Genomic DNA, 21,178 nt, shown 5'->3' with positions numbered 1-21,178 from the left:
CCACCCTATCCAGCCCCGAGCAGCAGCCTGCGCAGGGACTCCAAGCGTGAGACTCCACCGGGGCCCGCATGGCCCGCGGCCACCCAGGCGTCGAGTCGACACCCAGGAGCATCTGCGAGATGGGTGCAGCCGCGCGCGCATTCGGCGGTGGCTTCGACGAGTTCGGGGAACGCGGAGATCAGCGTCTCCCGGTCGACGTGGGCCAGTCCGAAGCTGCGGACGCCGGGAGTGTCGACGAGCCAACCGCCGCCCTCGAGGCGAAGACCGATCGCCGAGGAGGAGGTGTGCCGACCCCGTCCGGTGACGTCGTTGACGTGCCCGGTCGCTCTTTCCGCCCGAGGGACGAGAGCATTCATCAGCGTCGACTTGCCCACTCCCGAATGCCCGATGAGAACGCTCATCCGACCCCGTAGGCGGTCGAAGACCGTGGCGTCGGTCAGTCTTCCCTCGGGATCGAGTCCGGAGGAGACGATCTCGACACCGGAGAGTGAGAACCGCTCGATGATGTCGTCGGCCGGCTTGAGATCCGTCTTGGTGACGATGAGCAGGGGAGCGATGCCCGCGTCGAAGGCCGCAGCCAGGGCGCGATCGATGAGTCCGTAGGAGGGTTCGGGATCCTCGGTGGCGGTGACGATGCCCATGACATCGATGTTGGCGACGATCACGCGTTCGCTCGGATCGGTGTCATCGGCGCTGCGGCGCAGCAGGGTTCGTCTGTCCGAGATCTCGACCAGCCGGGCCAGAGAGCCCCGTTTGCCGGAGGTGTCGCCGACGAGTTTGACGATGTCGCCGGGAACTACCGCATCCTTGCGCAGGTGGGAGGCCCGGACGGCGGTGACATCGCCGAGGAAGCTGCCTGACCGGTCGGCGAGCACCACACGATACCGTCCTCGATCGACAGCGGTGACGAGGCCGTCGAGCGCGGCATCGTGGTTCGGTCTGTTCTTCGTCCGGGGTCGGGACCCGCGCTTGTTCGGGCGAGGGCGGTAGTCCTCGTCACGGTAGATGCGCGCCATCTCAGGTGCCGCGATTCAGCATGGCTTCCCAGAGCTGGGTGAATTCGGGCAGAGTCTTCGCTACGGTGTCGGCGTTCTCGATGATGAGTCCGTCGACCCTCAGCGCGAGGACAGCCCCGGCCATGACCATGCGGTGGTCGTTGTACGTGTGCCAGGTGCGGGCGCGCAGCTGTGAACCGGTGATGGTCAGAGCCGTGGCATGCTCTTCGACCTCCACACCGACCGCGCCGAGTTCGCGGCGCAGAGCCGAGAGTCGATCGGTCTCATGACCGCGGAGGTGCCCGATGCCGGTGAGAGTGGATGTGCCGTCTGCGAGTGCCGCCAGAGCGGCCACCACGGGGGTGAGTTCGCCGACCGCCGAAAGATCGAGGTCGACGGCTCGCAGAACCTCTGGCCCCTGGACTCTCAGCCCGTTCCTGTCGAGGGACACGGCGGCTCCGAAAGCCTCTGCGATGGCCCGGAAACCGTCGCCGGCCTGCGTCGTGTGGACCGGCCAATCGAGGATGGTGACATCACCGTTGGTGGCCAGCGAGGCGGCGGCGAACGCCGCGGCGTTCGACAGGTCGGGTTCGACGTGGACGTCGAGGCCGCGGGGGAGGCCCGGTTCGACGATCCAGCGCTCGGGCTCGGGCTCCGTGACGTCGACTCCCGCATCGGCGAGCACCTCGAGCGTCATATCGACGTGCGCGCGACTGGGGACGGGCTCACCGCGATTGACGAGCTCGATGCCCAGAGGCATGACGGGAGCGGTCAGCAGCAGGCCCGAGACGAATTGGCTGGATGCGCTGGCATCGACCTCGAGATGACCGCCTCGCAGCCGGGACTCCGCACGGATCGTGATCGGAAGCAGCCCGTTCTCCGCCGAAACGGAGGCGCCGAGGTCGGTCAGCGCATCGATGATGACCGACATCGGTCTCACCCGGGCCTGTTCGTCACCGTCGAGGACGACCTCTCGACCGGTCGCGGCGGCCAGTGGGGGGATGAAGCGCATGACGGTCCCGGCCAAGCCGCAGTCGATGGAGGCTGCGGCTGTGTGGTCTCCGGAAGAGAAGTCGATGGGGGTGATGCGCAGGTCGCCGTGGCTCTCCTCGATCCCGGCACCGAGGGCTCTCAGGGCCTCGACCATCAGCGCAGTGTCGCGACTGTGCAGCCATCCGCGCACCAGCGAGTCGGATTCGGCCAGCGCTGCGAGGAGGAGGTAGCGGTTGGTCAGGGACTTCGAACCGGGAACGCCGACATTCGCGGTGACGCCGCGACCGGCGACGGGCGCGAGCCAGTCACCGGTCACGGGCGCAGTGCTGCCAGGTGTGTCAGTCAACGCCGAGTGCACTCATCGCCTGTTTGGAGGTCCCTTCGACAGACGACCACAGATCTTCGGCGGCATGTTGGGTCCGCCACCACAGTCCCGGCTTGCCCGCGGTGTCGACGCTGGCCAGAAGGGCGCCTCCGAGCATCGAGGTGCGAATCAGGGTGCGCTCGGTGCGTTCGCGCTTCTCATCCTTCGACGTGGCCTTATCCGCGGCGATCCGCTCGCCGACGGTGTCAAGCAGGTAGGTGCCGACGAGGATCGTCGCGCTCACGCGGGGGAACCTGCCGATGGCCAGCAGCGAACCCGCAGCGACCTGCGCCGCTCCGGTCGCGCGGGCCAAGGTCGGGGCGTCAAGGGGCACGTCGACCTGCTTGCGTGCCATGTTCAGCAGTGGTGCGATGGAAGCGGCCGCTGCATCCGGGCGACGCAGACGGTCGACTCCGTTGGCGATGTAGCCGGCGGCCAGCATGGGCCGTGCGAGGAATCTGATTGGAGACACTGTGGTCCTTCCTACGTGTCGGGCATCTCACTGGCAAGCATAACGGTTGTCCGGGAATAGTGGGGCCTCGCCCCGGTGTTGGAATGGACAACACGTGCCGGTGGCGATGATCGACCGGTGCTGAGTCGAAAGGCAGAAGGAGAAGTCTGTGAACGCCACTGCCGTCCTCGAGAGAACGGGCGTACCATTGACGGTGATGACCGAATCAGTCAAAGAAGTCCCCGAGACGCAGGCCGAACGTTCGGCCCGTTTCGAGCGTGACGCTCTGGAGTATCTCAATCAGCTCTACGCAGCTGCCCTGCGAATGACCCGAAATCCAGCCGATGCGGAGGACCTGGTCCAAGAGGCCTATGCGAAAGCCTACGCCGCATTCCATCAGTACAAGCCGGGAACCAACCTCAAGGCGTGGCTGTACCGGATCCTGACGAACACCTTCATCAACAACTATCGGAAGAAGCAGCGCCAGCCGCAGGAGCACGGCAGCGAAGACATCGAAGACTGGCAGATCGCGCAGGCCGCGAGCCATTCGTCCTCGGGCGGTCGCTCCGCGGAGCTCGAAGCCCTCGACCACCTGCCCGACTCCGACGTCAAGGACGCTCTGTCGGCGCTGCCCGAGGATTTCCGCATGGTCGTCTACTACGCGGACGTCGAAGGTCTTCCCTACAAGGAGATCGCAGAAATCATGGATACTCCGATCGGCACCGTGATGTCACGTCTGCACCGCGGGCGCCGTCAGCTGCGCGACATGCTGGCCGATTACGCCGCGGATCGTGGCTTCTCCCAGGCTGCGGGAGGTGCGAAATGAGCGACGAATGCTGCGAGAACGTGCGCGCGGAATCCCTGACGCGCATCTACCATTACCTGGACGGGGAGTTGACGACGACGGAGATCCGCGAGATCTCGGTCCACCTCGAACACTGCCCGTCGTGCCATGACGAATACGAGATCGAAGCGCTGCTCAAGGAGCTGGTCCGCAGATCGTGCAGCCGCGAAGAGGCGCCGATGGGCCTGCGCGAGAAGATCCGCCAGAGGATCGCCACGGAACAGGCCGTCTGGCCGGGGGCCGGTGCCTGAGTCGCCGAACCGAGCGAAGGAACGACCGAGCATAGAAAAGTGGGCGGGAAGAGTATGACTCTTTCCGCCCACTTTCGTGTGCTCGCGTGATTCGAAAGAATCAGCCGAGCGGACGCTTTCCGTGGTTCGCCTTGTTGCGGCGGCGGTCGTGACGCTTACGGCTGCGTTTGCTCATGATTGCACTCCTTCGCTAGACATTCCATTCTTTCATGACCATCGTGCCGGGGCAAAGCGCCGCCGGCGGGAGAGGGTCACACGTCACCCATGACGTCCTGGACGCCCAGCCACGGGAACCACCCGCGATGCAGCACCAACCAGGCAAGGAGACCGTAGCCCTCCTGAGCGGGAAGATGGTCTCGTGACGATGCGATCTCACGCTGCCAGACGGGATGACCGAGCAGCGGGGTGAACGTGTCGACGTATGCGATGCCGCGGCGCTTGGCCACGTCCGAGAAGCTCGTATTGAGTTCGGAGATCGCACGGTTGCGATCGGAGTTGTACTCCGGAGGCGGCCCGATGACGAAGGTCGAGACCTTGCGCGCCAGTGCTTCGTCGAGCACATTCGCGACGTCGAGGCGCGCTCGAGCCACCGATCGAGCGGAGTCGAGGTCGCCCGAGCCCAGGGCCAGGACCAGTCGATTGTCACCGTCGGAGGTGAATCGCAACGATGCCTCGGTGATGGTGCGGGCATGCAGTCCGGCCGAGTCCTCATGCGGGACCGCCAGGGGGAAGACTCTCAGATCCGGCACGCTCGGAAGCGTCCTGGCGGTGACGCGCCCGACCCACCCCAGGCCACGACCATCGCCGTGGCCGGCGACCAGGGGGCCACCGACCACGGCGACGGTCATCGGGTTCACTGAGCTCACCGGCGGAGGACCCTGTCGATGAGTTCCTTCTGCTGGACTTCATGGACGTGCTTGAGGCCGGTGGCGGTCGCAGCCGAGGCGGGGCGAGTGACCGGGGTGAGCTCACGGTCGCCGAGCAGCTCAGGCATGTTCATCGCCATGAACGGCCACGCACCTTGGTTCTCCGGCTCCTCCTGTGCCCAGACCAGCTGTGCACTGGACGGGTAGCGGTCGAGGAGGGCCGCGATGGCGTCTTCGTCGAGCGGGTAGAGCTGCTCGACGCGGACGAGGGCCGTCGTGGTGTCGCCGTTCTTCTCACGCTGAGCCTTCAGCTCCCAGTAGAGCTTGCCGGAGACCAGCACGACACGGTCGACCTGATCGGGATCGACGGAGGCATCGTCGATGACGGGTTCGAATGTGCCTGTGGTGAAGTCCTCGGGCACATTCGCTGCGGCCTTGAGGCGCAGCATCGACTTCGGGGTGATGACGATGAGCGGACGTTTGTTCGTCGTCATCGCGTGTCGGCGCAGGAGGTGGAAGTATGACGCGCCGTTGGACGGCAGGGCCACCGTCATGTTCGACTCCGCGCACAGCTGCAGGTAGCGCTCGATGCGGGCCGAGGAATGGTCGGGGCCCTGACCTTCGTACCCGTGGGGGAGGAGCATGACGATGCCGGAGTTCTGCTGCCACTTCTGCTCCGAAGACGAGATGAATTCGTCGATGACGGTCTGGGCACCCTGAGCGAAGTCACCGAACTGGGCTTCCCAGGCGACCAGGGCGTCCTTGCGTTGAACGGAGTAGCCGTATTCGAAGCCGACCGCCGCGTACTCGCTCAGCAGCGAATCGTAGACCCAGAAGCGGGCCTGCTCATCGCTGAGGTTCTGCAGGGGCGTCCATTCGTTTCCGTTGACGGCGTCGATGAGCACCGAATGACGCTGCACGAAGGTTCCGCGGCGGGAATCCTGACCCGAGAGGCGAACCGGAATTCCGTCCATGAGCAGTGAACCGAAGGCGAGGAGCTCCGCGAAGGCCCAGTCGATGCCGCCGGAGAGCGCCATCTCCTTGCGCTTCTCCAGGAGCGCGCGCAGCTTCTTATGGATCGTGAAGTTCTCCGGAATCTCGGCGAAGGCCTCCCCGATGCGCTGCAACGCCTCCGTGCTGATCGCGGTTTCGGCATTGTTGAATGCTTCGATGTCGCTGGGCACGTGCGGAGCGTTGAAGGCGTCCCCATCGGAGGAGCCGGTCTCGGCTTCCTTGGTTTCGGCGAACGCCGATTCCAGCTTCGACTGGTAGTCCTTGAGCGCTTCGCTGGCTTCCTCGTCGGTGATGCACTTCCTGCCGACGAGCGATTCGGTGTAGAGCTTGCGCACCGACCCCTTCTTCTCGATGAGCGAGTACATCAGCGGCTGCGTCATCGACGGGTCGTCGCCCTCGTTGTGACCGCGGCGGCGGTAGCAGACGAGGTCGATGACGACGTCGCGGTTGAATTCCTGACGGTATTCGAAGGCGAGTCGCGCGGCCCTGACGACGGCTTCGGGGTCGTCCCCGTTGACGTGGAAGATCGGGGCGTTGATCGACTTAGCGACATCCGTGCAGTAGAACGACGAACGGGCCGAGGCCGGCGGTGTGGTGAATCCGACCTGGTTGTTGATGATGATGTGGACGGTTCCGCCGGTCCTGTAGCCGCGCAGCTCCGAGAGGTTGAGCGTCTCGGTCACGACGCCCTGCCCTGCGAATGCCGCGTCACCGTGGACGAGTACCGGCAGAACGGTGAAGCCGGCCTCACCCTGGTCGATGGAGTCCTGCTTGGCGCGCACGACGCCTTCGAGGATCGGGTTGACCGTCTCGAGGTGGCTGGGGTTGGCCGCGACGTAGACATCGGTCGAGTTGCCGGCCGGCGAGGTGAAGGACCCCTCGGTGCCCAGGTGGTACTTGACGTCGCCGGAGCCCTGGACGCTGTCCGGGGACATCGTCCCATCGAACTCACGGAACATCTGCGCATAGGACTTGCCTGCGATGTTGGTGAGCACGTTGAGGCGTCCACGGTGAGCCATGCCGATGGCAACCTGGTCCATGCCGGTGTCCGCCGACTGGTTGAGGACCTCGTCGAGGAGGACGATGGCCGACTCGCCGCCTTCGAGGCTGAAGCGCTTCTGTCCGATGTACTTCGTCTGCAGGAAGGTCTCGAAAGCCTCCGCCGCATTGAGACGACCGAGGATGTGCCCCTGCTCCGAACGTGTCAGCTCCTGATGCGGGACCTCGATCTTGGCCTGGAACCAGCGTCGCTGCAGTGGATCGGCGATGTGCATGTACTCGAAGCCGATCGTGCGGCAGTAGCTCTCACGCAGAAGTCCGAGGATATTGCGGAAGGGCATCATCGGCTTGGCGCCGAAGCCGCCGGTGGGGAACTCACGTTCGAGGTCCCACAGGGTCAGCCCGTGCTGGTTGATGTCGAGGTCCGGGTGTGAACGCTGTCGATAGACGAGCGGATCGATGTTGGCCATGAGATGGCCCCGAGTGCGGTAGGAATCGATGAGTTCGATGACGCGAGCGGTCTTGTTGACGTCGTCCTGGTCTTCGGCGGAGACGTCGGGCACCCAGCGCACGGGCTCGTAGGGCAGACGCAGCGACTCGAAGACGTCGTCGTAGAAGCCGTCCTCGCCGAGGAGGTAGCTGTGGACGAGCTTGAGGAACTCACCGGATCCTGCGCCCTGGATGACTCGGTGATCGTAGGTTGAGGTCAGTGTCAGGACCTTCGAGACCGCCAGCTTGTTGATCGTGTGCTGGCTGGCGCCCTGGAACTCGGCAGGATAGTCGAGTGCGCCGACGCCGATGATGCAGCCCTGACCCTTCGTCAGGCGCGGCACCGAGTGCACGGTGCCGATTCCGCCGGGGTTGGTCAGGGAAACCGTGGTGCCCGCGAAGTCGTCGGCCGTGAGCTTGCCCTGTCGGGCCTTGTCGACGAGTCCGTCGTAGGCATCGACGAACTGGCGGAAGGTCAGCGTGTCGGCCTTCTTGACGTTGGGCACCAGGAGTGTGCGTGATCCGTCCTTCTTCGGGACGTCGATCGCGAGTCCGAAGTTGACGTGGGCGGGCGAGATCATGACGGGTTTGCCGTCGCGGACGTCATAGGAGACGTTCTGCGAGGGGATGTTCTGCAGCGCCCGGATGACCGCGTAGCCGATCAGGTGGGTGAAGGAGACCTTTCCACCGCGGGTCCGTTTGAGATGGGAGTTGATGACGATGCGATTGTCGATGAGGGCCTTGGCGGGCAGCGCACGCACGGAGGTGGCCGTGGGAACCTCGATCGAGTCATCCATGTTCTTGGCGATGAGCTTCGCCGGTCCCCGCAGCGGGGTGACCGTCTCTTCGGGCTCCGGTTTGGGCTCGGTGTCCTTGACGGCGACCTTGGGCACTGATTTGGTCTCGGCCTTCAGCGTCTCTGACTGAGCCGAGGACGGGGAGACTCCGCGCGGACTCTCGTCCGGCTCGGAGTCCGCGCCGGACTTGTTCGTGGCCGATTTGTCCTTCGCGGCCTTGTCGGTGGACTTCGCCGGAGCCTTCGGCGCTGACTCGGTGGTGGGTTTCGCAGCCGTCTTGGAGTCGGTCTTCGCCCCCGTATTGGAGCCGGAGTTCGCGGCGGACGAGGACTCGTCGGACTTCTGTGTCGCCCCGCCCTGGTTCTTCTCGTACTTGTCGAAGAACGGCCACCACGATTTATCGACCGAGTTCTTATCGGACTTGTACTGCTCATACAATTCCTCGACCAACCACTCATTCGACCCGAAGTCGTCGATGGTGCGGTTCGGAGTATTGACGGACACGGCGTTGATCGCCTACTTCCTGATTCAAGAATTGCTGCTTAACGACACCACCAGCCTAACGCGATGTGCCCGAGTATGTCCGCATAGGGGACAATAGTGTTATGCGTTTCATCTCAAATGACCCGAATAATGATCTGACGTACTCGGATGTCTTCCTGGTTCCCAACTCTTCGGCGCTGACCTCCCGGTTCGACGTCGACCTGTCCACGACCGACCCATCGGCCTCGACCACGCCGATCGTGGCTGCGAACATGACAGCCGTGTCCGGTCGCCGAATGGCCGAGACCATGGCCCGCCGAGGCGGCCTCGCCGTACTGCCGCAGGACATCCCCCTGACTGCGGCTCGGGACACGATCGCGTGGGTCAAGAGCCGCGATCGCGTCTTCGAATCCGCTCTGCGGTTCTCTCCTGACGACACCGTCCTCAATGCTCTGCATGTACTGGCCAAACGTTCCCACGGATTCGGCGTCGTCGTCGACGGAGCCGGCATGCTCGAAGGCGTCATCGATGCGAACAACCTCAGAGGCGTCGATCGCTTCACCGCGGTGTCCGAACTTCTCGAGCCGTCCCCGCATGTCGTCAGGGCCTCTGAAGTCGACTGGTCCGACGATGCGCAGCTGGAGTCCCTGTTCGAGACCATGAACGAAGCCCGTACGCCATTCGCCGCGGTCGTCGATGACAGCGGCAAGCTGCTCGGGTCCCTGACCCCCAATTCGCTGCTGCGGTCATCGATCTACGCTCCGAACCTCGACGACGGGGGGAGGCTGAAGATCGCCGTGGCCGTGGGAGTCAACGGCAATGCCGTCGATCGGGCCTCGGCCCTCGTCGAGGCGGGTGCCGATGTGCTCGTCGTCGACACTGCCCACGGTCATCAGATGAAGATGCTCGACACGCTGAGTTCGATCGCCTCGGCGGACCTCGGTGTTCCGATCGTGGCCGGCAATGTCGTCACGGCCGATGGGGTCCGCGACCTCGTGTCGGCCGGAGCTCAGATCATCAAGGTCGGGGTCGGGCCCGGTGCCATGTGCACGACCCGCATGATGACGGCAGTCGGTCGCCCGCAGTTCTCGGCGGTTCGCGAATGCGCCGAGGCGGCCAAGGCGTTGGGCGCCCACGTCTGGGCCGATGGGGGAGTCCGCTACCCCCGAGATGTGGCCCTGGCCCTGGCGGCGGGGGCCTCGCAGGTGATGGTCGGCTCATGGTTCGCCGGCACCCACGAGTCGCCCGGCGACCTCCTCATCGACGGCGAGGGCCGGAAGTACAAGGAGAGCTTCGGCATGGCCTCTGCGCGCGCGGTAGCTAACCGGACCCGGACGGAGTCAGCATTCTCTCGCGCGCGCAAGGGTCTGTTCGAAGAGGGGATCTCATCGTCGACTATGTACATTGACCCTGAATCTCCTGGGGTCGAAGACCTGCTCGACGGCATCACCTCGGGTGTGCGCAGTTCCTTCACCTACGCCGGTGCCCGCGATCTCGCGGAATTCGCGGAGATCGCGACGGTCGGCGTCCAAAGTGCGGCCGGATACGACGAGGGCCGCCCCCTGTCCCGGAGTTGGTAAGCTCTTCTCATGCACAGTGACAGTCCCGGCCGGCGGGAAGCCGGCGACCCAGATGACGAACCCCACCCTGCGAGGTTCGCACGCAGAACAGACGGTGATCTCCTGAGAGAGAACGGCAGGGATCGTCACTGATGGAATGGCTGTACCTTGCCTTAGCCCTCATCCTCATCTGCGGCACCGGCGTCTTCGTCGCCGCAGAGTTCTCGCTCCTCACGCTCGATCGCCACACCGCTGACAAGGCGGTGGAGGACGGCGTCGTCGGCGCGAAGACGCTGCGCCGGTCGATGACTCACCTGTCCACGCAGCTGTCTGCGGCTCAGGTAGGCATCACGATCACGACTCTTCTCACCGGTTATCTCATGGAGCCCTCGTTGGGCAAGCTCCTGGCGCCGGTGTTCGAGTCGATGGGAGCCGGCCCCGGTCTGGCAGCCCCGATCGCGCTGACGATCGCGCTCATCGTCTCGACCGTCCTGTCGATGATCTTCGGGGAGCTCGTCCCCAAGAATCTGGCCATCGCCGTGCCCTTGGCCACCGGACGCATCGCGGCGCCCATGCAATACGTGTTCTCCATCGCCTTCAAGCCGGTGATCAGTGTGCTCAACGGCACCGCGAACAAGATCCTGCTGTCCGTGGGTATCGAGCCCCAGGAAGAGGGCTCGGTCGGCCGCTCGCCGGAGGAGCTGACCTCTCTGGTGCGTCACTCCGCCGACGAGGGAATGCTCGACGAGCAGACGGCCGATCTGCTAGAGCGTACGCTGAGCTTCTCGGAGCGCAGCGCCGAGGACGTGATGACCCCGCGGACCCGGATGTCGTCCGTGGTCAAGGACACGACCGCGCGGCAGATCATCGAACAGGCGCGTGAGACCGGATTCTCCCGATTCCCCGTGGCAGGGGAGGACAAGGACCATATCGTCGGAGTCGTCCACGTCAAACAGGCGTTCGCCGTGCCGCTGGCCAATCGCGACGACGCCTATGCCGGGGGACTGATGACGGAGGTGACCGAGATTCCCGAAACCCTGAGACTCGACCCGCTGCTCATGGAGCTCCGGTCGAAGGGGCTGCAGATGGCTGTCGTCGTCGACGAATTCGGAGGGACGGCCGGCGTGGTGACCCTTGAGGACGTCGTCGAAGAACTGGTGGGCGAGGTCGCCGACGAACACGATCGCATGCGTGTGGCGGCACGTCCCGCCCGGGACGGAACGTGGATCGTGCCGGGCCAGCTTCGTCCCGATGAGGTGTCTTCGACCACCGGCCTCGAGATCCCCGAAGATTCCGATTATGAGACCCTGGCCGGCTTCGTGCTCAAAGAACTCGGCCGGATCCCGGAGCCCGGAGACCAGATCCGCACCGAAGACGCACTGATCCGCGTCGAACGCATGCACGGACGCCGAGTCGAGAGACTGCGAATACTGATGCGCGCCACCGACTCGGCCGGCTACGAACAGGGAGGTGAAGTCTGATGAGCACTGATTGGTTCGGCCTCGTCTGGCTCGTCGTCCTGCTTCTGGGCAATTCCTTCTTCGTCGCCGCGGAGTTCGCTGTGGTCGCGGCCAAACGCTCACAGCTCGAGCCTCGGGCACAGGAGGGATCGTCGGCGGCGAAGACCGCCCTCTACGCCATGGAGCACGTTTCGCTGATGCTGGCGATCTGTCAGCTGGGCATCACCGTCTGCTCGCTCCTGTTGGGAAACGTCGCGGAGCCGGCGATCCATCACCTGCTCTCGGGCCCGCTCGAGGGACTGGGGATCCCCGCGGGTCTGTCCTCGACGATCTCCTTCGTCCTGGCCCTCGGCGTCGTGACCTATCTGCACGTGGTGATCGGGGAGATGGTGCCCAAGAACATGGCACTGGCGACCTCGGCCCGTGCAGTCATGCTGCTCGCGCCCCCACTCGTCTTCCTTTCCCGAGTGTTCGGGTTCGTCATCAGACCCCTCAACGGGCTGGCCAACTCGATCCTGCACCTGTTCAAGATCGAGGCCCGCGATGAGGTCAATGAGGCGTTCACGATCGAACAGGTCGAGTCCATCGTCGCCGAGTCCAAGCGCGAAGGTCTGCTCACCGATGACACCGGACTGCTCAAGGGGGCGTTGGAGTTCAGCGACAAGAGCGCCGTCGACATCATGGTCCCTATGTCCGAATTGATCACGATCACCGAGGATGTCACTCCCGATGAGCTTGTCACCCTCGTGGGCAAGACGGGCTTCTCCCGGTACTTCGTCGTGGATTCGGACGGCTACCCGCAGGACTACCTGCACATCAAGGACGTCCTCTACGCCGACAGCGGCGTCGAATACGGTGCCCCGGTGCCTGGCAAGCGCTTCCGGCCCCTGTTCACCGTGACCGAGAGTGATGAAGTCGAAGAAGCGTTGGCACAGATGCAGCGAGCCGGCATCCACGTGGCCAGGGTCCTCTCTGCGGAGGGCGACGTCCTGGGGCTCCTCTTCCTCGAGGACGTCCTGGAGGAGCTCGTCGGCGAAGTTCAGGATGCGATGCAGCGGCGTCGCTTCGAATGACGCGCATGAATCAGGCGCGAATCTGTGACACGCGTCATCAGAGCGCCCGCTCGTTTGTAACGATATGTTACCTATGGAGGGATCGGACGGTCGCGAACTAGGGTTCTGCGGCCGTCCCGCATGCCGAAATACGAGCATCTGCCCACGTCACACGCTGTGCATGAACACAAAGTGACATTCTGTAACGATGTCGTTATAGTGTTGTGACATCAGGTTTTCGTTCGCCCGGATACATGGCGGCCGAAATACGGACAACAGTACGGAGTAATATGTCGAGTGAGTCCTCGACCGCAGAGGCGATGCCGGTTCGCCGACGCGATCTGCGCAAGCAGCACACCTCTTCACACGTTCCATCTGTCTTCTCCAAGCAGAACGCGACATCGGCGTCACCGTTCTTGGATTCGAACTCATCAGCTGTCTCGCCCCGTCGCGCCGCGATGGCGGCCGAGGCCAGGGCGGCAGCAGGTTCTCCGCGCCGGGCCGCGATGGCCAAGGAGGCCGAAGCCCGGCCTGAGCGCGGCGGCTCCGCATTCGTCGCCGCGTCGATGGGCAGTCGCGGATCGGATGGCTCCCTTCTGCGCTCGGTGCGTCGTCGCCGTGTCACCACCTTCTCCGCACTGGCGACCGTGTCCGTGACGGGCACTGCGATCGCCGCTGTGATGGTCGCGGGCAATATGAGCGGCAACCAGGAAGTGAAGGTCGACGAGACCGCGGCCGATACGCAGACCCGCGCCATCAACTCGGAGTCCGTCTCCGCCGACGTCAAGGCAGATGACGAGAAGACCTCCATGGCCATCGGCGCACCGAGCGCCAAGCAGACCAAGGTGGAAGCTGCGTCGCGCGCCATCACCAAGACCGTTCTGCCCGGCTGCGACGGTGAAGCACCCGAAGAGAAGGCCTCCAACGGTGAGCTGCCCGAAGACACGTTGTGCAAGCTCGGCGTCGGCAATCACAAACTGCGTGCGGATGCCGCTGTCTCGTTTGCCAAGATGAATGCCGCGTTCAAGAAGGACACCGGCAAAGAGCTCGCCATCACCGACTCCTACCGTTCGCTCGAATCCCAGATCTCCGTTGCCGAGCGCAAGCCGGGCTTCGCCGCCCGGCCCGGCACGTCGAATCACGGGTGGGGAATCGCTCTCGACCTCGGTGGCGGCACTCAGAACGGAACCGGTGTCCAGTACGACTGGCTGGTCGCCCACGGTGAGGAATACGGCTGGGAGAACCCGGACTGGGCCAAGCGCAACGCCTATGAACTCTGGCACTGGGAATACGTTCCTGCCCGGAAGGACATGAAGGGCGCCTGACACTTTCGACCGCGTGCAATCGAGACTCGATTGCACGCGGTTTCGTTTTGGGAAGCATCACCGGTCGGTGATAGCATTGCATCCGTTGCCCGCGTAGCTCAGTGGATAGAGCGTCTGCCTCCGGAGCAGAAGGTCGTAGGTTCGAATCCTGTCGCGGGCACCACATGCCGCCCTCCTCATCGCTTGAGGTGGGCGGTTTTTGCGCTCACCGATTAGGGTGGTCGGTGAACCCCAATCCAGCTGATGAAGGCGCGAGATGTCGAATCCTGCGGAAATGACCAGCACCGATGTCGTGCTCAGAGCGCAGTCGGTGTGCAAGTCCTTCGGCAGAGCCGACACCGCGGTGACGGCACTGGACGGCATCAGCGTGGACTTCGAAGCAGGCCGCTTCACCGCGATCATGGGCCCGTCCGGGTCGGGAAAGTCCACCTTCATGCATGTCCTCGCAGGCCTTGACAGGGTGGACTCCGGAGCGATCACCATGCGCGGGCAGGACATCACCGGGCTCAACGACAAGGAGCTCACCCGGCTGCGTCGGGACCGGGTCGGATTCATCTTCCAGGCGTTCAACCTCGTACCGACTCTGAGCGCCGAGGCGAACATCGAACTGCCGGTGTCTCTGGCCCGCAAGCGCATCGATCCGGATTGGAAGGCGGAAGTCGTCGACAGGCTCGACCTGGGTGACAGGCTGAGGCATCGCCCGCACGAGCTCTCGGGCGGGCAGCAGCAGCGTGTGGCCGTCGCCCGTGCCCTGTTGACCAGACCTGATGTGATCTTCGCGGACGAGCCGACGGGTAACCTCGACTCGCAGTCGGGAGCCGAGGTGCTGGCTCTGCTGCACGGTGCGACCACTCGCTACGGGCAGACGATCATCCTCGTCACCCACGATCCCAAGGCCGCATCGCACGCGGACCGAGTCGTGCTGCTCAAGGACGGTCGCGCCAGTGGGGAAGTCCAGCAGCCGACCAGGGAAACCGTGGTGAGCGCACTGAGCCAATTGAGCGATCTGTGATCTCAGTCGCACTGGCGGAGATCCGGATCCATTGGGCGCGTTTCATCGCGGTGGGACTCGGCATCGCCCTGGCTGCGGGGTTCGTTGCCTCGACCCTGATCATCAACTCTTCGCTGCAGGCGAGTCTGAAGGAGGCCGTCGGGCACACATTCTCACGGTCCGACCTCGTCGTCGTCCCGGCCGAGGACGTCTTCGTCAACGGTCACGAAACCGCCTCGCTGACGGAGGAACTGGGAGACGTCGACGGGGTTCGGACGGCCGCAGTCAACGCTCGCACCACGACGACGGGGCGAGGACAGGAATTCTCGGAGAGCACGTTCGCCATCACCCCGACTCCGGCCGATCCGCGCCTGGACACATTCTCGATCGCCAGCGGTTCCCGCCCGGAGTCGATCACCGACCTGGTCCTCGATGAGGCGACCGCTGCCGATCTGGGCGTGGGCATCGGCGATGAGATCCGCTTCTCCGTCGATTCGGTGACCGTCGACCCTGCCGATGAGGACATGCCCGTCTACCGTGGTCCGGGACAGAGCAACACCATGTTCACCGTCGTCGGTCTCGCCTCGATGGGCGGCAGCCCGGCGACGGCGGGCACACACCGTGCGATGACCACCTCGGCGAGTTATCAGGAGTACTTCGCCCAGCAGGGTGACGTCATCGCAATCCAGATCGCGCTCGAGGACGGCGCCGACCCCAACGCTGTTCGGGCGGGTCTGCAGGCCACGATCGAGTCGTCCGAACTGCAGGGAAGCCTCGAGGCCATGGCCGTCGACGATGCGATCGACGCCAAAGCCGAACGCCTCTCCGGCGGCAATGAGGCGATCACCTCGCTGCTGCTCGTCTTCGCCGGCATCTCGGTCATCGTGGCGATCCTCGTCGTGTCGAACACGTTCTCCGTCATCGTGGCCGGGCGCAGACGCGAACTTGCCCTGCTGCGCTGCCTGGGAGCCTCAAGGATGCAGCTCTACGGCTCGGTCGTCGCCGAGGGAGCGTTCGTCGGACTGTTGGGTTCGATCCTCGGAGCTGCAGCCGGAGCCGGTCTCAGCTTCTGTCTGGCTGCCGGAGCGAAGCGTGTCTGGCCCAATGACTTCGAGTATGTGAATCTGAGCATTCCGGTCTCGGCACTGGCGATCGGCATCGCCGTCGGGGTGCTGCTGACGGTGCTGGCCACGATCCGGCCGGCTCGCAGCGCAATCGCGGTCACCCCGCTCGAGGCCCTGCAGCCGTTCGACGAATCCTTCACTCCGTCGCGGCACAGCCGGGTCCGGCATGTGCTCGGGTGGGTGAGCATCGGACTCGGGGCACTGCTGCTGTTCGTCTCCCCCGTCGAAGTCCACAGCGCCGAGTCGTGGGTCCTCGGCGGGGCGATCGGAGGGGCGCTTCTCGTCTTCGGGCTCGTCATGTGCTCCACTGTGATCATTCCGCCCGTCGTCGCGGCGATCGGCGATCTCATCCTTACCCCGTTCGGACTGCCGGGACAGTTGGCGACCTTGAACACCCTGCGCAATCGGCGACGCACGGCCGCGACTGCTACCGCGCTCATCATCGGCGTCACCCTGGTCTCCACCATCCTCGTCGGGGGACTGTCGACGAAGGCAACGTTGGGTCACGGTCTCGACCAGCGCTATCCGGTCGACATCGCGGTCCCGCTCGAGACCACCGTCGGCCAGGACGAGATCGACGAGGTGCGTGAGATCACAGGAGTGGACACCGTCGTTGCGGCTCATCGGGCACAGGTCGTCGGTGATGACACGCCCCCTGACCTCTACGTCATCGACCCGGAGTCCGCCAAGACGGTGCTCGGCGACGGGGCAGCACCGCTGGTGCGTGGCAAGATCCTCGTGCCCAGCGACTTCGCGGACGAGACCATCCGCGTCAAAGGACTCGCTGAGAGGACGCTGCCGGTCCAGAAGGCGGGCGAATCGAGCCTGGTGTACTTCACCACCCCGGACGTCGGCAACGAACTGGGGGTGTCCGCCACGTCGACCTCGGTGCTGGTGAAGGTGGATGCGGACGCCGAGGTGGCGGACATCTTCCGGATCCAACACGATGTGGCTGCAGCCCTCGACGTGACCAGCGACGAGGTGGTCGGCTCGGCAGTCGCGCGGGGGCAGTACTCCGAATTCATCGACATCCTGCTGTCGGTCGCGGTGGCCCTGCTGCTCGTGGCGGTCCTCATCGCCCTGATCGGAGTCTCCAACACGGTGAGCCTGTCGGTGATCGAACGGCGGCGGGAGAACTCTCTGCTCCGGGCATTGGGGCTGAGCATCTCCCAGCTGCGGGCTCTGCTCGCGCTCGAGGCGGTTCTCATCTCCTCGGTGGCGGCATTGATCGGCCTCGTCCTCGGCGGCGGCCTCGGAATCATCGGCACCCGGCTGATCACGACGGACTATTCGGACCAGCTGATCGTCGATTGGTCGCTGCCTGGCACTCTGGGGATCCTCGTTGCGGCGGTCCTCGCCGGCCTGCTCTCCGCGCTTGCTCCCGCCCGTCGCGCCGCGCGGCTGTCTCCGGTCGAAGGACTCAAACAGGAGAACTGACCCCTCCGAGATCCGCGCGATCGCCGGGATGATAGAAATGCAATCATGAAATCTGCGTGGACATCCGTTCTGGTCGTCATCGAGATCGTTGTCGCCGCATTCAACCTTCGCCCGGGCGTGACCGGACTCTCACCTCTGCTGGACGCGATGGGCGAGGAGATCCACCTCAGCGCGGTCTTCCTCGCATTCATCGGAATGCTGCCACCGCTGCTGTACGGACTCAGCGGATTCATCACTCCGCGTCTGTACAACCGCTTCTCTGGTTTGACCATCACCCTGGCGGCGATGGTCATGATCACCGTGGGTCTGGGTGTGCGAGCGGTCATCGACTCCCCGACGATCTTCCTCGTCCTCAGCGTCCTCGCGCTGCTGGGCATGGGCATCGGAAACGTGGTCGTACCGCCCGTCGTGAAGTCCTACTTCCCCAATCGTGTCGCACTGATGTCGACGGTGCACGTGGGCCTGCTGCAGCTGGGCACGTTCATTCCGCCGCTCGTGGCGGTTCCGCTGGCCGCGCGATTCGAGTGGCGAGGGTCTCTGCTCGTGTGGGCCGCCTCAGCCGCTGCGGCGATCGCCGTATGGGTTGTGATCGCGGTGCTCAGGCCTGCCCCCAGAGCACAGGTGTCCGCCACCGTCGTCGGCGGCAGCGAACTCCTGCGGCTGGTGAAGACACGGCGTGCCTGGGCGCTGATGACGATGACCGGACTGACCTCCTTCAACAACTTCATCCTCTTCACCTGGCTGCCGACCCTGCTGACGCGTTCGGGCTTCGATGCGGCTTTCGCCGGAGCGATGCTCGCACTCGTGACCGCGATTCCACTGGTGCTCGGCTTCGTCCTGCCGCTGCTGGCGCAGAAGCTGCGCACCGCCTCGCCGATCGTCGTGGCATTCTGCCTGTGCCTGGCCGTCGGATACCTCGGGCTGTGGCTCATACCCCAAGCCGCGCCCGTGCTGTGGACGGTTCTGTTGGGCATCGGAATCTCCACATTCCCGCTGGCTCTGACTCTGATCACCCTGCGCTCACGCAGCGCCGAGGCCTCCGCAGCTCTCTCCGGCTTCGTCCAGGGAGGCGGCTATCTGATGGCCGCAACCGGGCCCCTGATCTTCGCATTCCTGATCCAGAGCTTCGATGTGATGTGGCCCGCGTTCGCGGTGGTGCTGGCCTCCACCGCGGTCAAACTCGCCGTCAGCTTCTCCGCCTGTCGGCCCGGCTCCATCTGAGTCCGAGACGAGCGCCGACAATGCCGATGCCGCGGAGTGCGAGGATGCCGATGACGCAGAATGTGACGTCGGATTCGCCGTCGACAACCGGTGACGAGTAATCTGAGCACGTGACTCCGGAACTTCTGCAGACCGCTCTGTCGCGTGCACTGGCGAACGTCGCCGCCGCACGGGGAATCGACGGCAACTCCGCTCCGGATCCCGAACTTCGCCGTCCGAAGCATGCCGGGAGGGGAGACTGGAGCTCGACCATCGCGCTGCGCTGCGCACGGATGCTCGGCACCGATCCCAGAAGCCTGGCCGATGAACTCGCCGATGAGCTGCGCAGCAGCACCGCAGTGGCAGCTGTCGACGTCTCGGGTCCCGGATTCCTCAACATCACCGTGTCTGCCCAACGTCTGACTCGGACAGCTGCGGACATCGCCGCCGCCGGCAGGACATTCGGCCCCGACGCGGAGACGGCGACGAGGATCGAGGTCGCAGTCACTGAGCGGATCGCGTCGAGACCGGAGCTGCAGTCGCTGTGCCGGCAGGCCGGCTCGGACGCGCTGCGTTTTCTCGCTGCGAGCGGTGCACCGGCGTCCTCGCCTCAGGCACAGCCGAGCCTTCTGCGCGCGGCCGCCCCGGACAATCCCGTGTACTTCGTCCAATCGGTCCACGCGGCAGCGTGCCGCATCGAGCGCCGGGCGGCCTCCGCTCAGGTTCCCGATGCCGGCCCGGAGCCGCTGACGTTGACCGATCCCGCGGAGACGGCACTGCTGTCGGCACTTGCCGACTTCCTGCCCACCGCAGAACGGTCGGCCTCGCGAGGAGAGCCCCGGCGCATCACCGACTACCTCACGGCTGCTGCTCGGCTGTTTGTCGTCTGGATGCGCACATGCACGGTGACCCCCACCGTCGATGAGGACATCACGAGCCTGCATGGTTCCCGGCTGGTCCTCGACCGAGCCGCCATCAACGTCCTGGCCACGGGACTTCGACTACTGGGCGTTTCCGCCCCGGAGAGGATGTAATGCCTGCACATATCGCCGGCACGATGCACGCCACCCCCGCGCCCGTGTGGCTGCCCTACCCCGATGACGTCAACGCGCTGCTGCCCAGCCTGTGGGCCGACAACGTCGTGAAGTCCGAGTCCGGAGTCCTCGCCATCGCCGGGCACGCGGTCACCGATCTGGCCGAGGCCTATGGCACTCCCACCCTGGTCATGGATGTCGATGACTTCAGGAGAAGAGCCGAGACCTATCTGAGTGCCTACTCCAGCGCGTTCTCCACGGCGAGGGGCCTGGCCGGCGTCGATGTCTTCTACGCGGGGAAGGCCTTCCTGTGCACCGCCGTCGCCCGGTGGGTCCATGCAGCCGGGCTGGGTCTCGACACCTGTTCGCTGGGGGAGATGATGGTCGCCCGCGCCGCCGGGGTCCCGGGGGAGAGGGTCGGGCTGCACGGCAACAACAAGTCGACCGCCGAACTCGAATACGCCCTCGACTACAGTGTCGGGCGGATCTTCGTCGACAGCCTCGACGAGATCTCCCTCCTCGAATCGATCGCGGCCGCGAAGGGCACCATCGCCCCGGTGATGCTGCGCGTGACCGTCGGGGTCGAGGCTCACACACACGACTTCATCGCCACGGCACACGAAGACCAGAAGTTCGGTCTCTCCGTGTCCGCGGGCACCGCAGCCAGGGCCGCCGCCGCGGTGGCCGACTCCGCTCATCTTCGCTTCGACGGTCTGCACTCGCACATCGGTTCGCAGATCTTCGACATCTCCGGTTTCCAGGTCGCCGCGGCCCGTGTGCTCGCACTGAGGGCCGAGATCATGGCCGAACACGGCGTCGACCTGCCCGATGTCGACCTGGGCGGCGGTTTCGGCATCCGCTACACCTCGCAGGACACACCGATCCCGGTGGCAGAGATGGCCCAGGAGCTCGCGGAGGTCGTCGCCAAGGAATGCCGGGGGCTGGGCACGAACGTGCCCCGGATCTCCATCGAGCCCGGTCGTGCGATCGTGTCGCCGTCCATGTTCACCCTCTATCGTGTCGGCACGGTCAAAGAGGTCAGCACCGACAATGGGATCCGCACCTACGTCGCCGTCGACGGCGGGATGAGCGACAACATCCGGACAGCACTCTACGATGCGGATTATTCGTGTAGCTTGGCCAATCGGAACTCCGCGGCAGAACCCGCCATCGTGCGTGTGGTGGGCAAGCACTGCGAATCCGGGGACATCATCGTCCGCGACGAATACATGGGCGCCGATGTGTCCTCCGGTGACCTCGTCGCCGTCCCGAGCACCGGTGCGTACTGCCGTTCCCTGGCGAACAACTACAACCACGTGCCGAAACCCGGGGTCCTGGCCGTGACAGCGGATAAGGTTGAGTGGATCGTCACGCCCGAGGCCTATTCCCAGATGCTGCGCAGCGATCCGGGGATGAGCGCGGAAGGCAGCGCGTAAGTGCCATCGAAGAC

17 protein-coding genes and 1 tRNA gene are annotated in these 21,178 nt (G+C 64.9%); 12 read left to right on the top strand and 6 right to left on the bottom strand.

From position 1 onward, the window contains the following. Positions 1-5 precede the first annotated feature (5 nt). From rsgA to BKA07_RS13820, 3 genes are read right to left on the bottom strand one after another with little or no spacing between them, the layout of a single operon-like run. Complete coding sequence (gene rsgA / locus BKA07_RS13830; protein WP_167951397.1) at positions 6-1,016, bottom strand: ribosome small subunit-dependent GTPase A; 1,011 nt, start codon at positions 1,014-1,016, stop codon at positions 6-8. Between the two features lies 1 nt (position 1,017). Continuing rightward, a complete protein-coding gene (aroA, locus tag BKA07_RS13825; protein ID WP_167951396.1) occupies positions 1,018-2,334 on the bottom strand; it encodes a 3-phosphoshikimate 1-carboxyvinyltransferase in 1,317 nt (438 codons plus the stop codon). Continuing rightward, positions 2,327-2,824 (bottom strand): DoxX family membrane protein, encoded by a 498-nt coding sequence (locus BKA07_RS13820; RefSeq protein ID WP_167951395.1) that lies wholly within the window; start codon positions 2,822-2,824, stop codon positions 2,327-2,329. Before BKA07_RS13820 ends, aroA begins: the two co-directional genes overlap by 8 nt. A gap of 196 nt (positions 2,825-3,020) precedes the next feature. Between BKA07_RS13820 and BKA07_RS13815 the strand changes: the two genes are divergently transcribed. Together BKA07_RS13815 and rsrA are read left to right on the top strand one after the other, a co-directional pair. Further along, positions 3,021-3,629 carry a sigma-70 family RNA polymerase sigma factor gene (locus tag BKA07_RS13815; protein ID WP_167953226.1) on the top strand — a complete coding sequence of 203 codons (609 nt, stop codon included), beginning with the start codon at positions 3,021-3,023 and terminating at the stop codon, positions 3,627-3,629. Next, positions 3,626-3,898, top strand: coding sequence for a mycothiol system anti-sigma-R factor (gene rsrA, locus BKA07_RS13810; RefSeq protein ID WP_167951394.1), 273 nt, complete (start codon positions 3,626-3,628; stop codon positions 3,896-3,898). Before BKA07_RS13815 ends, rsrA begins: the two co-directional genes overlap by 4 nt. A gap of 100 nt (positions 3,899-3,998) precedes the next feature. Here rsrA and BKA07_RS19960 read toward each other — a convergent pair whose 3' ends face one another. The 3 genes from BKA07_RS19960 to BKA07_RS13800 all read right to left on the bottom strand — a co-directional run bounded on the left by BKA07_RS19960 (position 3,999) and on the right by BKA07_RS13800 (position 8,567). Further along, positions 3,999-4,073, bottom strand: coding sequence for a 50S ribosomal protein bL37 (locus BKA07_RS19960; RefSeq protein ID WP_371860662.1), 75 nt, complete (start codon positions 4,071-4,073; stop codon positions 3,999-4,001). A 76-nt stretch (positions 4,074-4,149) separates the two neighbouring features. After that, positions 4,150-4,764 carry a GDSL-type esterase/lipase family protein gene (locus BKA07_RS13805; RefSeq protein WP_342449076.1) on the bottom strand — a complete coding sequence of 205 codons (615 nt, stop codon included), beginning with the start codon at positions 4,762-4,764 and terminating at the stop codon, positions 4,150-4,152. Continuing rightward, positions 4,761-8,567: a multifunctional oxoglutarate decarboxylase/oxoglutarate dehydrogenase thiamine pyrophosphate-binding subunit/dihydrolipoyllysine-residue succinyltransferase subunit gene (locus tag BKA07_RS13800; RefSeq protein WP_167951393.1), complete on the bottom strand. Its 3,807-nt coding sequence runs from the start codon at positions 8,565-8,567 to the stop codon at positions 4,761-4,763. Before BKA07_RS13800 ends, BKA07_RS13805 begins: the two co-directional genes overlap by 4 nt. A 101-nt stretch (positions 8,568-8,668) precedes the next feature. Here BKA07_RS13800 and guaB1 point away from each other — a divergent pair, with 101 nt between their 5' ends. From guaB1 to lysA, 10 genes are all read left to right on the top strand, one after another. Then, a complete protein-coding gene (gene guaB1, locus BKA07_RS13795) occupies positions 8,669-10,126 on the top strand; it encodes a GMP reductase (RefSeq protein WP_167951392.1) in 1,458 nt (485 codons plus the stop codon). Positions 10,127-10,257: 131 nt separating this feature from the next. Continuing rightward, positions 10,258-11,586 (top strand): hemolysin family protein, encoded by a 1,329-nt coding sequence (locus BKA07_RS13790; protein ID WP_167951391.1) that lies wholly within the window; start codon positions 10,258-10,260, stop codon positions 11,584-11,586. Continuing rightward, positions 11,586-12,638, top strand: coding sequence for a hemolysin family protein (locus BKA07_RS13785; protein ID WP_167951390.1), 1,053 nt, complete (start codon positions 11,586-11,588; stop codon positions 12,636-12,638). The genes BKA07_RS13790 and BKA07_RS13785 overlap by 1 nt, the downstream gene beginning before the upstream one ends. 269 nt (positions 12,639-12,907) lie before the next feature. Continuing rightward, on the top strand, positions 12,908-13,942 hold the full coding sequence (locus BKA07_RS13780; RefSeq protein WP_167951389.1) for a M15 family metallopeptidase: 1,035 nt from the start codon (positions 12,908-12,910) through the stop codon (positions 13,940-13,942). 87 nt (positions 13,943-14,029) lie between these two features. Then, a tRNA-Arg gene (locus tag BKA07_RS13775) sits at positions 14,030-14,105 on the top strand. Between the two features lie 111 nt (positions 14,106-14,216). After that, positions 14,217-14,954 (top strand): ABC transporter ATP-binding protein, encoded by a 738-nt coding sequence (locus BKA07_RS13770; RefSeq protein WP_245161952.1) that lies wholly within the window; start codon positions 14,217-14,219, stop codon positions 14,952-14,954. Continuing rightward, positions 14,951-17,494, top strand: a complete 2,544-nt coding sequence (locus tag BKA07_RS13765) for an FtsX-like permease family protein (RefSeq protein WP_167951387.1) — start codon at positions 14,951-14,953, stop codon at positions 17,492-17,494. The genes BKA07_RS13770 and BKA07_RS13765 overlap by 4 nt, the downstream gene beginning before the upstream one ends. A 45-nt stretch (positions 17,495-17,539) precedes the next feature. Then, complete coding sequence (locus BKA07_RS13760) at positions 17,540-18,715, top strand: MFS transporter (RefSeq protein WP_167951386.1); 1,176 nt, start codon at positions 17,540-17,542, stop codon at positions 18,713-18,715. A 110-nt stretch (positions 18,716-18,825) separates the two neighbouring features. Continuing rightward, complete coding sequence (locus BKA07_RS13755) at positions 18,826-19,728, top strand: DALR anticodon-binding domain-containing protein (RefSeq protein ID WP_167951385.1); 903 nt, start codon at positions 18,826-18,828, stop codon at positions 19,726-19,728. Further along, a complete protein-coding gene (gene lysA / locus BKA07_RS13750) occupies positions 19,728-21,164 on the top strand; it encodes a diaminopimelate decarboxylase (RefSeq protein ID WP_167951384.1) in 1,437 nt (478 codons plus the stop codon). Before BKA07_RS13755 ends, lysA begins: the two co-directional genes overlap by 1 nt. Positions 21,165-21,178: the final 14 nt, after the last annotated feature.

Source organism: Brevibacterium marinum, from assembly GCF_011927955.1.
Taxonomy (GTDB): Bacteria; Actinomycetota; Actinomycetes; order Actinomycetales; family Brevibacteriaceae; genus Brevibacterium; species Brevibacterium marinum.
Note: the sequence above shows the minus strand (reverse complement) of the source record. Positions and strands in the feature narration are given on the sequence as shown.

Coding starts and splice junctions, on each gene's coding strand:
- BKA07_RS13785 (WP_167951390.1), top strand. CDS start 11,586: ATGAGCACTGATTGGTTCGGCCTCGTCTGGCTCGTCGTCCTGCTTCTG.
- rsgA (WP_167951397.1), bottom strand. CDS start 1,016: ATGGCGCGCATCTACCGTGACGAGGACTACCGCCCTCGCCCGAACAAG.
- BKA07_RS13770 (WP_245161952.1), top strand. CDS start 14,217: ATGACCAGCACCGATGTCGTGCTCAGAGCGCAGTCGGTGTGCAAGTCC.
- lysA (WP_167951384.1), top strand. CDS start 19,728: ATGCCTGCACATATCGCCGGCACGATGCACGCCACCCCCGCGCCCGTG.
- BKA07_RS13780 (WP_167951389.1), top strand. CDS start 12,908: ATGTCGAGTGAGTCCTCGACCGCAGAGGCGATGCCGGTTCGCCGACGC.
- BKA07_RS13790 (WP_167951391.1), top strand. CDS start 10,258: ATGGAATGGCTGTACCTTGCCTTAGCCCTCATCCTCATCTGCGGCACC.
- guaB1 (WP_167951392.1), top strand. CDS start 8,669: ATGCGTTTCATCTCAAATGACCCGAATAATGATCTGACGTACTCGGAT.
- BKA07_RS13760 (WP_167951386.1), top strand. CDS start 17,540: ATGAAATCTGCGTGGACATCCGTTCTGGTCGTCATCGAGATCGTTGTC.
- BKA07_RS13815 (WP_167953226.1), top strand. CDS start 3,021: ATGACCGAATCAGTCAAAGAAGTCCCCGAGACGCAGGCCGAACGTTCG.
- rsrA (WP_167951394.1), top strand. CDS start 3,626: ATGAGCGACGAATGCTGCGAGAACGTGCGCGCGGAATCCCTGACGCGC.